Origin of the sequence: Cryobacterium sp. M96, from assembly GCF_002929845.1 — a bacterium.
Taxonomy (GTDB): domain Bacteria; phylum Actinomycetota; class Actinomycetes; order Actinomycetales; family Microbacteriaceae; genus Cryobacterium; species Cryobacterium sandaracinum.
In genome coordinates, this window is record NZ_PJJS01000035.1 from 51,594 (window position 1) to 62,685 (window position 11,092).

General features: G+C 61.7%; 12 protein-coding genes and 3 pseudogenes. 5 read left to right on the top strand and 10 right to left on the bottom strand.

Features of this window, described 5'->3' with window-relative positions:
- Window positions 1–94: 94 nt before the first annotated feature.
- From CXY79_RS03520 to CXY79_RS03545, 5 genes and pseudogenes are all read right to left on the bottom strand, one after another.
- Window positions 95–1,468 (bottom strand): NAD(P)(+) transhydrogenase (Re/Si-specific) subunit beta, encoded by a 1,374-nt coding sequence (locus tag CXY79_RS03520; RefSeq protein WP_104099770.1) that lies wholly within the window; start codon window positions 1,466–1,468, stop codon window positions 95–97.
- The gene (locus CXY79_RS03525) at window positions 1,465–1,788 is read right to left on the bottom strand and encodes an NAD(P) transhydrogenase subunit alpha (protein WP_104099771.1); all 324 of its coding nucleotides are present in this window, start codon (window positions 1,786–1,788) and stop codon (window positions 1,465–1,467) included. The genes CXY79_RS03520 and CXY79_RS03525 overlap by 4 nt, the downstream gene beginning before the upstream one ends.
- Window positions 1,788–2,945, bottom strand: coding sequence for an NAD(P) transhydrogenase subunit alpha (locus CXY79_RS03530; protein WP_104099785.1), 1,158 nt, complete (start codon window positions 2,943–2,945; stop codon window positions 1,788–1,790). The genes CXY79_RS03525 and CXY79_RS03530 overlap by 1 nt, the downstream gene beginning before the upstream one ends.
- Before the next feature lie 1,581 nt (window positions 2,946–4,526).
- A pseudogene (locus CXY79_RS03540) lies at window positions 4,527–4,916 on the bottom strand (transposase); the annotation flags it as partial.
- A pseudogene (locus CXY79_RS03545) lies at window positions 4,912–5,178 on the bottom strand (recombinase family protein); the annotation flags it as partial. The pseudogenes CXY79_RS03540 and CXY79_RS03545, both read right to left, overlap by 5 nt.
- A gap of 417 nt (window positions 5,179–5,595) precedes the next feature.
- On the opposite strand from CXY79_RS03545, the gene CXY79_RS15620 reads away from it, so the two are divergent.
- Window positions 5,596–5,856 (top strand): hypothetical protein, encoded by a 261-nt coding sequence (locus tag CXY79_RS15620; protein WP_134375313.1) that lies wholly within the window; start codon window positions 5,596–5,598, stop codon window positions 5,854–5,856.
- A 271-nt stretch (window positions 5,857–6,127) separates the two neighbouring features.
- On the opposite strand, the gene CXY79_RS03550 is transcribed toward CXY79_RS15620, so the two are convergent.
- The 4 genes from CXY79_RS03550 to CXY79_RS16855 all read right to left on the bottom strand — a co-directional run bounded on the left by CXY79_RS03550 (window position 6,128) and on the right by CXY79_RS16855 (window position 7,823).
- On the bottom strand, window positions 6,128–6,526 hold the full coding sequence (locus CXY79_RS03550; protein ID WP_199186717.1) for an ester cyclase: 399 nt from the start codon (window positions 6,524–6,526) through the stop codon (window positions 6,128–6,130).
- A gap of 87 nt (window positions 6,527–6,613) precedes the next feature.
- Window positions 6,614–7,081, bottom strand: a complete 468-nt coding sequence (locus CXY79_RS03555; RefSeq protein ID WP_158250215.1) for a GtrA family protein — start codon at window positions 7,079–7,081, stop codon at window positions 6,614–6,616.
- Between the two features lie 100 nt (window positions 7,082–7,181).
- Complete coding sequence (locus CXY79_RS03560) at window positions 7,182–7,658, bottom strand: glycosyltransferase (protein ID WP_104099775.1); 477 nt, start codon at window positions 7,656–7,658, stop codon at window positions 7,182–7,184.
- A 90-nt stretch (window positions 7,659–7,748) separates the two neighbouring features.
- Window positions 7,749–7,823, bottom strand: a complete 75-nt coding sequence (locus tag CXY79_RS16855; protein ID WP_338145491.1) for a hypothetical protein — start codon at window positions 7,821–7,823, stop codon at window positions 7,749–7,751.
- Window positions 7,824–8,219: 396 nt separating this feature from the next.
- Between CXY79_RS16855 and CXY79_RS03570 the strand changes: the two genes are divergently transcribed.
- From CXY79_RS03570 to CXY79_RS16695, 4 genes and pseudogenes are all read left to right on the top strand, one after another.
- Window positions 8,220–8,654, top strand: a complete 435-nt coding sequence (locus CXY79_RS03570) for a YkvA family protein (RefSeq protein ID WP_104099776.1) — start codon at window positions 8,220–8,222, stop codon at window positions 8,652–8,654.
- A 218-nt stretch (window positions 8,655–8,872) separates the two neighbouring features.
- Window positions 8,873–9,871, top strand: coding sequence for an acyltransferase family protein (locus CXY79_RS03575; RefSeq protein ID WP_104099777.1), 999 nt, complete (start codon window positions 8,873–8,875; stop codon window positions 9,869–9,871).
- Between the two features lie 275 nt (window positions 9,872–10,146).
- Window positions 10,147–10,530, top strand: a pseudogene (locus CXY79_RS16690) (recombinase family protein); the annotation flags it as partial.
- A complete protein-coding gene (locus CXY79_RS16695) occupies window positions 10,528–10,716 on the top strand; it encodes a helix-turn-helix domain-containing protein (protein ID WP_255409012.1) in 189 nt (62 codons plus the stop codon). The pseudogene CXY79_RS16690 and the gene CXY79_RS16695, both read left to right, overlap by 3 nt.
- A 154-nt stretch (window positions 10,717–10,870) precedes the next feature.
- Here the strand turns inward: CXY79_RS16695 and CXY79_RS16360 are convergent.
- Window positions 10,871–11,092 (bottom strand): hypothetical protein (locus tag CXY79_RS16360; RefSeq protein WP_233191199.1); only part of this gene is annotated, 222 nt, incomplete at its 5' end.

The window sequence follows — 11,092 nt, forward strand, 5'->3', positions numbered from 1 at the left end:
TCGCACCGGAACCGCCCCGATCGGGATCAGGGTCGGATCCCTGACTGAACCCTACCGCCCTGACCTGTGCGCCGGGGCCGGGCGGGCACCGAACTCAGAGCGCGTTGACCGCGCCGAGCACCTTCGTCAGAGAGTCCTTGGCGTCGCCGAACAGCAGCGTCGTCTTCGGGTCGTAGAGCAGCTCGTTCTCGATGCCGGCGAAACCGGGACGCATCGACCGTTTGAGGAACACCACCTGCCGGGCATCACCGACGTCGAGGATCGGCATGCCGTAGATCGGCGAGCCGGGCGACGTCTTCGCGGCCGGGTTGACCACGTCGTTGGCGCCGACGACGAGGGCGACATCCGTGTTCTTGAACTCGGGGTTGACCTCGGCCATCTCCTTGAGCGCCTCATAGGGCACATTCGCCTCGGCGAGAAGCACGTTCATGTGCCCGGGCATGCGCCCGGCCACCGGGTGGATGGCGAAGACGACCTCGATGCCGCGCGCCTCGAGGGTGGTGGCGAGTTCGGCGATGGTGTGCTGGCCCTGCGCCACGGCGAGGCCGTAGCCGGGCACGATGACCACGCGCTGGGCGTAGTTGAGCAGCACCGCGACGTCTTCCGCATTGGAGCTGCGCACGGGCCGGTCGCTCTGGGCGGTCGACCCGGCGGTGGAACCGCCCTTGAACGCCCCGAACAGGATTCCGTTCACGCCGCGACCCATGGCGGATGCCATCGCCCGGGTCAGGATCGTGCCGCTGGCGCCCACGAGGGTGCCGGCCACCACAAGGAGCAGGTTGCCGAGAACGATGCCGGAGGCCGCGACGGCCAGTCCGGTGAAGGCGTTGAGCAGGGAAATCACGATCGGCACGTCGGCCCCGCCGACGGGGAGCACGAGCAGTGCCCCGACGAGCAGTCCCAGCACGAGCAGACCGATAGCCCAACCGGCCGCACCGGTGGCGACGACAAAGCCTCCGGCCACAAGGGCGGCCAGCACGATGCCGCCCATCACGATCGCGAGGCCCGGGAAGATGAGAGGCCTGGAGCTGATCAGACCCTGCAGCTTGCCGACGGTGACCGCGGAGCCGGAGAACGAGACGGCGCCGATGAGCATCGTGAAGACCACGGCCACCTTGCTCCACGGGCTGTCGGTGCTGCCGAGCTCCAGCATGGCGACCAGTGCCGCGGCACCGCCGCCGACGCCGTTGAACAGCGCGACGAGCTGGGGCATCTGCGTCATCTCCACGCGCCGCGAGATGGGGGCGGCGATCGCCGACCCCACCGCGATGGCGATGAGGATGGCCGGGATGTTCTCGATCCGGGCGGAGAGGAAGACGGTGATCACGGCCAGCAGCGCGCCGGCGGCCCCGATCAGGTTGCCGCGGCGGGCGGTCTTCGGCGAGGAGAGCCCGCGCAGGGCCAAGATGAAACAGACCGCGGCGATCAGGTAGAGCAGGCTGGTCCACTCGGGGCTGAGCAGGCTCATTTCGTCGCGTCCTTCGGATCGGTCTTCGGGCCGGCGCCGGCCGGTTTGCGGGGGGCGAACATTTTGAGCATCCGGTCGGTCACGACGAAGCCACCGACGAGATTCGCGGTGGCCATCACCACGGCGAGCAGGGCGACCGCGAGCAGCCACGGCTCCAGGGTCTGCCCGGCGACGATGATGGCTCCGATCAGGATGATGCCGTGGATGGCGTTCGCCCCGCTCATCAGTGGGGTGTGCAGGGTGCTCGAGACCTTCGAGACGACCTCGAAGCCGACGAAAACCGCCAGCACGACGACGGTCAGCAGGGTGATTGGATCCATCAGTGTTCTCCTGTCGCGGCGGCGGCCACGGCGGCGGCCGTGGGTTCGTGCCGGATGGTGCCGTCATGCGTCAGGCAGGCCCCGGCGACGACCTCGTCCGTGAAGTCGGGCGTCACCGTGCCGTCGACGGTCATCAAAGCGAGCAGGTTGGCCACGTTCTTGGCGAAAAGCCGCGAGGCGTCCGCCGGCATCGTGGAGGGGGCGTCCTTCATGCCCACGAGCGTGACGGAGCCGTCACCGACCTGGGTGGGCACCAGGGTGTCCACACCGGCGAGAACACCCTCGACGTTCCCGCCGGTCTCGGCGGCCAGGTCGATCACGACCGAGCCTGGACGCATCGCGGCCACCATCTCGTGCGTGACGAGCAGCGGGGCCGCGCGACCGGGGATGGCCGCCGTGGTGATCATGACGTCGGCTGCGGCCACGTAGGGTGCAAGCAGTTCGCGCTGGCGCACGGCACGGTCTACGCTCAGCTCCCGGGCGTAGCCACCCGTACCCTCGACGGCGTCCAGGTCGAGGTCGACGAAGGTGCCACCCATGGAGGTGACCTCATCGGCCGAGGCCGGGCGCACGTCGTAGGCCGAGACCCGGGCACCAAGGCGCTTGGCCGTGGCGATTGCCTGCAGTCCGGCCACGCCGGCCCCGAGCACGAGCACTCGAGCCGGCGGAATCGTACCGGCCGCGGTCATGTAGAGCGGGAAGAAGCGGGGGAATCGGATGGCCGCCTCGAGCACTACGCGATAGCCGGAGACCAGCGATTGGCTAGTGAGCGCGTCCATCGACTGGGCGCGCGAGATGCGCGGAACCAGCTCGAGGGCAAAGGCCGTCGCGCCGGCCGCGGCCAGGGCGGCGACGGTGGCCAGCTCGGAGGCCGGCGACGCCAGGCCGACCGTAATCGTGCCGGGGCGGAGAGCAGCCGCGAACTCCGGGGCGAGGGGGCGCACGTGGCAGTAGACATCGAGGTCGCCCGGGGTGAGGTGCGGCACAACGGCGGCACCGGCATCCGTGTAGGCGGCGTCGCCGTGACCGGAAGGGGCGCCCGCACCGGACTCAACCAGGACCTCGAGTCCAAGGGTTGTGAGCTGGGTCACTGTCTCGGGGGTCGCCGCGACGCGGCGCTCACCCTGCAGGCGTTCTCGTCCGATGCCGACTCTCACGCGCGTCTCCTTCGTGGCGAACGGCCACGAGCGAGAACGGACCGATCCGAACGCTTGCACGGCACTTTCGTCCCCGTTCGTAGCGTAGTGGGATTCGCGTGCCCCCGGAGAATATGACCGCGTTGCGGCGGGTGTGTAGGTTCCTGACTCAGTTGTCATTGGCTACTGCCGAAATCACGGCGAATTCTGTGCACCTGTCACCGCGCCAAGCCCCGTCTACCTGTCACTATCCTCGACCGTGTCTCAACCTTGTCCTGCAGGTGGTCAAGGGGTGAGATCACCCGGCAATACCCTTATGGCATGTCAGCAGTTGAGGAAATTCCGAGCATCGTGGCTTCAATCACAGCCGCCGTCGCGATAGGCGTCTCAGTCAGTGGCGCCTTCATGCCGAACGTCGGTCTAGGTCGAATTGAACGACTCACGTCTGCGATTGAGAAGCTCTCTGGTCCAGACCAAGCGCCCTCAGCGAAGTGAGATCGCAGCTGATCAGAAACTATGTCAAAGCATCTTCTTCATGGACATTAACTGCTGACCGGATTCAAGTTGGCGTGCTAACGGCCGGTGGAACTCTGATGTTCGTTTCGCTGGGCGCGAGCTTCATCGCGGCTGCGTCAACTTCACCGGGATCGGAGGACCAGTCGAGCGCCTGGTGGATCCCTGGCTATGTCATTGGCCTGGGCACGGTGGTTGTCAACTCAATCATCTTGTTGTGTCGGAGAGCTCGTGCCAAGAAGGATCCGGAAGGACACACAACTCGATCCATCGTGACCGTTCCACAGCCGCCAGTCGGCACACCGGCTAATGCAACATCCACTGCAGCAGAAACTTGTAAGAAGCTAGACCCGCTGCATCGTTAGCGCTTGGACGCTCCATGCCTGCTACGAAATGCGTCATCTCTCGATGCCAGAATCGAGAGTGGCGCGTGTCACGACCAACTTTTCGGCGGAAGGCGAGTCCACCCGTGAGTCCGAAGCACGAAGTTGAACTGGTATGAGCCTCGCGCCGCCTCTTGGACGCGTTTGGATGCCTTCCCGACGGAGTCTACGGAGGACAGCACTCGGGCTCATCCCGAGGATCGCTGCAATTTCCCGGGCGGACTCACCCTGGTCGACGTATTGCCGCACGGGAAACTCCCGTGAAATGTCTTTCGGGCGACGACCACAAGGAGGTGGCTGGATTCCATGTTCCTTAAATTGGCGAGAAAGCGTGGTTCTTCCGAATCCGGCGTCCTGTGCAATCCGGGTAAGAGTGTTCCCGGCGGCGGTCTCTGCGACGAAAGCACTCACCGTGAAAACTTCCCTCGCTGCGAGGTTACGGTGCCAATTCGAAGGGCGTTATTTCGGATCTCTGAAGCCGACGGCCGGTGGTTCGAGTATCAAGCCCAATACCGTTCATTTAAGCGGTTGAGTGGCGATTTCTGGCTCGTGGAGGGGTTGTGGCCAGTGCGCGTGGTGGAAGCGTTTGGCGGGCCATTTTGAGACCTTGCGTTTGATGACGCGAGGGTTTGAACGCCGTCGTCGCGCGGGGTTCAGCCGTCGGATCAGGGCGCGTACCGCATGGCGCCAGACCGCTTTGGCGTAGTCAGGGCGCGGAGGGGAAAAAAGCGCCCTGAGCCACGGAACGGCGGGCGATGCGGAGTGCGGCGATGAGGGAGACCCGGTCAGGGTCGCGGTGAGCATGCTGGGCGGCCTCGACCATGAGGGTGCGGATCGCGTAGTGGCAACAGAGGTGCCCCCAGATTTCCTGCTTGACCAGGTCGAGGAATTTGGACCGCATCACCATGCGCGGACCGCGTTGGTGAGACTTCAGCTCGTCGAACACGGACTCGATCTCCCACCGTTCGGAATACACGGTCGCGAGTTCTTCCGCGGAGGCCTCGGCCGGATCAAGGATCGTGGTCAGCAGCCGGTAGGCGTCAGGGTTGTCGCGTCCGTCGTCGATCGTGTAGCCCACGACCCGCACGGTCAGTGGTGGTGTCGATTGCCGCCCCGGGCCCGAGGTCGGGATGATCGTGGTCTCGGCCGAGCCGGTCCAGCTTCCGAACCAGGAGCGTGTCACCATGACGCAGCGCCTTCAGGCAGGCCGCCAGGTGTGGCCGTCCGTCCTTCTTGCCGGATACCCGGTCCTCGTAGAGATCCCCTGCAGGGACGCCGGCAGCCAGGAGTGCGTCTCGTTGTAGATCAGTGCTCTGCGAACCATCAGCTTTTGACACGCGCATGCATCCGACGTGCATGCTCGACCCCTGTCATCTAAACGTTCGATTACGTGACATCACGTCCGTATCGCCCAGAAACCCGAAATTTGTCACATAATCCGCCAGGCATTTCACGTGTTGCAAAGGATCAGCGCGCAAGCCAAATTGACGAGAATTACTAATATCCTGCGGATGCTGAAACCGAGGCCTGTGAGTCTCAATGGTCAAGGGCGTTGTTTCGGCAGTTATTTGTGACCGATTTCTGAGTCATCAACCGACTTGACACACCCCATTTGGGTCACATGGATTTTTTGCGTTGCTCTAGGCCCTGTCAGCGGATTCACTCACCACATCCAGGGAGTGCCTTGTCTACACTCGTCATTCGAGCGTCCGGGACCGCACCATGGCCACCGCCGAGACGGAGCCGCGTCCCCCCGTGACAGTGCCGGCGACCATTTGCTTCTCGAACAAGTAGCCGCCGGTGACGCACTCGCCTTCGGCTCCTTGTATGACGCCTCCGTCACCGAAACCTATGCAATCTGCATGTACAAGTTTGCAATGCCGTCGTCGGCCGACACAGCCATGGTCAAAATATGGATCTTCCTTTGGAGCCACGCCGCCGCACTCAACGAACTGGCGGGTACAACAAAATCCATCGTGCTGTGTCCACTGCCTGGGCCGTCATCTCGCAGCGCCGCAGAAGCCTCCGTCAGCTGATTACCCGTAAGATCCGTTAGGTCAGCTCGTCCTCATAAGACCAACAAAACGCGCGGCAAAACGATACGCGCAATGTTGGTAGCGGCAACGAATTTACGAGCCACCCCTACCTGCGCGCCAGCGTTGACGGATCGGAGGCGCTACCAGGCACACCAGTACAGTTCTGCCTGCGTGCCCAGTGCGCGATCAAGGCCGTCTCGCGTCATAAACCATAGTCAAATAAGCGTCCTCCGCCCTACTCCTTCTGATTAGGCACGCCAGTTATCGCAGGTTACGGTGCCAGGCCGAGTTGTTGGAGCATGCCCTGTTCGTCGCTGCTACCCCAACGCTCGACAAGTTTCCCGTTCTCGAACCGGCTGATTTGCATGCCACGAACAGACATCGTTTTCCCGCTAGCCGGGTGGCCCATGAGAGGGCCCTGGTGGGTGCCGGTGAGAGTGTACGCGAATGCGACGTCGGTGTCGTTCGCGACGAGGCGCTCGACTTCGATGTGCAGGTCGGGGAAAGCGGCAATCATCTCGCCGAAGAACGCTTTGTAGCCTGCGTGGCCCGGGGCCTGGCCCGGGGCCGGGTCGTTGTCGACTGCGTCTTCGGCCACGAGGTCATTGAGAAGGTCGAGTTCTCCGCTGTTCACGGCGTCACCAAACTTCTGCTGTGCAGCAATATTCACTTCTTGACTCATGTGTTCGCTCTCTTCCCAGAATTAATCATGGATGGGTTTGTGTGGGCCACGAGGTGACCATACCGCCGTTGACGTTCAACGTTGGGAGTGGTGAAAGAATCTGAGCATGAATCCGATGCCGATGAGGACGGCCTGCATTGCAATTCCTGGCAGTGTCGTTGTCTCGACGACGGCCCAGAGCACAGCGGTGCGAACCGTCGCCTCGACGCCGTTGAAGGCGAAGGATCGGGCAAATCGGATACATCCGGATGCGGCAGGTCCTCGGAGGTCTCGGAAGTCGAATCGCTCTTGGAGGAGGAAATTGCCGACGATTGTGACGGCTGCAGAGATGATTGCAGCAGCGATGTACCACACGCCGAGAGCCTGCAGTCCTGCCATGATGAGCAGGTTCGTTACCGCGCCAGCTGCGCCGATGTTGACAAAGCCGGAAAGGTGACCGAAGCGAAGTGCGGCAAGTTGCGTGACGAAGCGGACCCCTTGCTGGAAGTCGGCTCTGGATACACCGGCTTGTCGTTCGTCGAAAACGAACGGTTCCTCCACCACGGTGCCGTATTGCGGGCCAGAATCTCGAGCAGTATTTTGAATCCTCGTGGCTGCAACGCTGATATATCTATGGTGGCGCGGTGTACGGCGAAAAAGCCTGTCATCGGGTCGGTGCAGTTCTGCAGCCTGACGGGAGCATTGCGCGTGCCAGGAGGTTTGCTGCGGTGGAGACGATATGGCGGGATGCGCCTGCGAGCCCGCCGGATGAACCGTCGTCAAGGTTCCGGGAGGCGACAACCACATCTTCGTGTTCGCTAGCAGCTGCGGCTAGCAGAATCGGGATCATCTCGGGAGGGTGCCGCAGATCACCGTCCATCACGATGCACCCCTTCCCGTCGCTGGCGGCAATGCCCTCGAGGACCGCGTCCGCTAAGCCGCCGGTGGGTGTACTTCGGTGGATGATGCGGACGGGGAGGCGGGCGGTGTTGCCGACGTGAACTATTACCTGCGGTGTGTCGTCCGAAGAGACGAAGATGATTTCCGCGTCGTAATTGGTTGTGGCGTCACTAATCCGTGCGGCGAGCTCAGCGATGCTCGGTGCCACATTGTAGGTGGGTATCACGATCGAAACGGCCATCAGCGGGTCATTCCTTTCCTGTCCGGGGCGAGGCGAGCGTTCTTGTTCGCCGCTAGCGGGAGGCGAGGTAGAGCCGGTGGGCGGTGATGATTATCGCGAGCTACGCCAGTCCGACGTGGTCTTGCCCGCCCCGTTGTGCCCGAGCAACCCGAATACTTCTCCCATCGGCACCTCGAGAGCGAGGTCGGCTAACGCCGCCGGGAACCGAAGGACCGCAACAGGCCCCTGATAGTTATTGCCATCTTTGTCATAAAACTGACGCTATTGACACCACCGTGAGAAGAAAGTGAGAGAGCCAACGCTCACCGAGAGAGCCATCGACGCCCGTGTCAAGGGCGGGCTCCCCAGCGGTCGGCTCGACAAACGCCAAGCAGCACCGAGTGGGACACACTTGAGTCGGTACAACTGGTGGACCCCATCTCGGTTCACAGCAATAACCGCCAAGGCCGACGAGGAAGTGGGTGATAGTCGGTTGGAATGCGATTGGAGTTGGAATACTTTGCTGCGACGAACGCTAAGACGCTCGTGGTTTTCGTCACGGGGGGCGTGAATGATGACTGAATGGTGGCAGTTCGCGCTAGCGCCCTGGGAAGCCTCGCACTCTTCTGGCTCGCGCTCGTGCTTTTCCTCTGGATTGAATCCACGCGTCACCTAAGAGGTGCATCGCTCAAGGATTTGTTGCGGCTCGTGCCCGATACTTCGCATCTCCTTCGGCGGCTCGCGAGCGATCATTCAGTGTCCATGGGCGTGCGAATATGGCTCCACATTCTTCTCTTTCACCTTCTATTTCCCATTGATGTGATCCCTGACTTCATCCCGGTTCTGGGATATGCTGACGGAGCCCTTATTGTCGCGATCGCGCTGCAGTTCGCGACCCAACAAGCAGGTAGCGTCGCGATCAAACGCCACTGGCCTGGTGCGCCGGAAGGACTAGCCGCGGTACTGCGACTAGCTGGCCTGCACCAAGGGGAGGCATCTGATCATCATGGGGTTTGAGGCGCCGAAGGTACGATGCATCCGCACCGATAGTTGCGCTGGACAGTTTGTTGGACATTACCTATGTCCTCGTCCATGGTCGAACGATGACGACTTCCCAGTGAATATTGGGAGGAAGATCTATCAGCAGTAGCGGGCAAGACGACGGTGGGACCAACGAGAAAAAATTCCTATGGACGGGAGCGCGCGTCCGTGCTGGCTTCCACGGAGGCCGCTCCGTGTCCCTCGACGCTGTGCGCGTGTTCGCAATGCTCGCAATCGTGGCCGGCCACATCTGGGTAGACGGTCCAGCACGACCATTTCTTTACAGTTGGCATGTACCGATCTTTTTTTTGCTCTCCGGTTATCTCTGGAAGGTCGGTCGGTCGTTCAACCGGGAGGTTAGGAGCCGGGTCAGGTCCCTCCTCATCCCCTACGCGGTCTGGCTCGTGCTGCTTGGAACGGTCACGTTAGGGACCGAAAGTGTGGAGGGCGGCTTCGATCCGATCAGGCTCGCGCACCTTCTCTGGGGCGGCCAGTTCGCGACCGATGGGCCCTTTTGGGCGATGTGGTTTGTGACAGCGTTGTTCTTCGCCGCTGTCATCTATTGGCCTGTGTCACGGTTGCCGCTACCCGGGCAGTGGGCCATCGCCGCGATACTTTTCATCGCGGCGGCGTACATCCCGGGACATCCTGCACGATTCCTGCCGTTGAGCCTGGGGCTCGCCCTTGCGTGCATCATCTTCATCGTTGCCGGGCGTTCGATGCGGCGGGCCCGGGGTATGGTGCGGCACCCGATTGTCACTGGTGTCGTGTTGCTTGCGGTTTCCTTTACCCTCATCGTTCTGGGATGGTCGCAGCCGCTTGATTTGAAGCGGCTCGATGTGGGTACCCCGGTCGTGAGCATAGTGGTGGCCGTCGCACTTTCCTTCGGCTTCATTCTCATTACAGAGGGTCTGCTGGGCGGCGATTCTGTTGGGGAGGATGCCAAACCCAGTGTCAGACGAAAGAGCCGAGTCGACGGCATTGGCCAGCTCTCGCGAGTGGTCACTCAACTTGCCCGGGCGTCATTAACGGTGCTCTTTATCCACCCTGCGGTGGTCACAGGCCTCCACTCATTGGGTCTACCGAAACCCGTGGTCTACCTGCTCACGATCGGAATCGCTTGGCCGGTGGGACTGCTGTTGCTGCGCCTCCCCCACAGCCGCGCTATCACCGGCCTCAAGCCAGCACACTGACCAGAGGAGAATGGCGTAAACATGCGAGTTCGGAACGCTGCGCCGCGGACGCCGCAACGACTTTCAATCCGAGTGCCGAACTGAACGTAAAACCTCGAAGCCGAACCGTTCCATATCCTTGAAAGTGGAACGCCTCCTACGGCGGAGTTTAGAATTTCGACACGCTGTGGAAATTCGTTCCAAAAGTTAGGTTCGAAAAGGTCTTTCGTTTCTCTCGTACAAAAACGACTTCCGGTACGGCCGCTGTGGATATTGGCTAAACTCGCGTCTCGACTGCCAAGCAAGACCTCGACCGGCAGCTCGACGCGCTCGGCGCCGTCGGGATCCCCGCCGATCAGGTCTACGTCGACAAGAAATCAGGCTCGACGACAAACCGACCGGGGCTAACGGCGGCTCTCAAAGTCGCTCGATACGGCGATGTAATCGTGGTGCACACCCTGGACCGTCTCGGCCGAACTGTTCGAGACACGCTAAACATGATCCACGACCTGCGCGAACGTGGCGTCGGGGAACGAAACCTAGCCGATCCGATTCGGGTCGACTCCGCCAATCCGGATGATTCGATGTCGCAGCTAGCCGTAGTCATGCTCGCCTTATTCGGACAGATGGAGCGCATCTATTCGCTCGAACGTGCCGCCCATGCCCGTGCAGTTGCGATGAGCAAGGGCCGGCGCATCGGGCGCCCCAGCGTCCTGGATCCCACAAAACTCGCCTACGCTGATCACCTGCGCAACGCGGGGCACACAATCCCCGACATTGTTTCTAAGACCGGCATCACGAAATCGAGCCTGTACCGCATTCTGCCTCCACGACGGGCTGACCCTGCTCCAGGTGCAGACCAGTAGAACGCAAGATCGACGAACCTGATGCAAAAGATTTGCCCATGATCCCGAATGAAATAGCCGACGCCTTCAGCAAAATCGACGTTCCCGTGCTCGTCGCTCTCATCACGACTCTCGTCGTAGAGTACTTTGCTACGCCCGATTGGAGGCCAAAAAATCACGGCTCATCCGTGATCGCCAGCAGATCGATGAGGTCATCTTCGCATTTCAGAAGGCAGCGATGCTCGCTCCGGCATTGCTTCCCGACGAATACATAACTCATCACCCAAACACGAGCGCGGTGAAACGACGCCAAATTTGTTAACGCCGACTGAAAACAGGGCCACTTCTGCCAACTGAAAACAGGGCCACTCTCGTGTGGTTCTAGTGTGCCGTAGTC